This window comes from Streptomyces sp. WM4235 (genome assembly GCF_001279725.1).
GTDB lineage: Bacteria > Actinomycetota > Actinomycetes > Streptomycetales > Streptomycetaceae > Streptomyces.
The window spans coordinates 1-409 of record NZ_LGDE01000303.1 but is presented as its reverse complement, the minus strand read 5'-3'; the positions used below and the strand labels follow the sequence as shown (position 1 = coordinate 409).

1 protein-coding gene is annotated in these 409 nt (G+C 73.3%); it reads left to right on the top strand.

All coding sequences use genetic code 11. The features are described 5' to 3' along the window. Window positions 1-23: 23 nt before the first annotated feature. Window positions 24-409, top strand: a 386-nt coding sequence (locus ADK55_RS20015; protein ID WP_324611194.1) for an AMP-binding protein, incomplete at its 3' end; no start/stop codon positions are given.

Here is a 409-nt window from a genome sequence, read left to right as displayed (position 1 = left end):
TCGATCTCGCCCGGTTCGATCCGGTGCCCCCGGATCTTGAACTGACCGTCCGCCCGGCCCAGGAACTCCAGGTTCCCGTCGGCGCCCCAGCGGACCCGGACGGGCTCGCCTACCTCATCTACACCTCCGGGTCCACCGGGCGCCCCAAGGGCGTGGTCGTCTCCCACGACGGCATCGGCAGCCTGATCGCCACCGCCACCGAGCGGATCGGCATCGACGAGGACAGCCGCGTCGTGCAGTTCGCCTCGGTCGGCTTCGACGTCACCGTCTGGGACCTCGTCATGTCGCTGTGCGTCGGCGGCCGGGTCGTTCTCGTGCCCGCCGAGCGGCGGGGCCCGGGCCCGGGCCCCACCGACTACATCCGCGCCCACCGCCCCCCCCACACGATCCCGCCGCCCGCGCTGGTGTC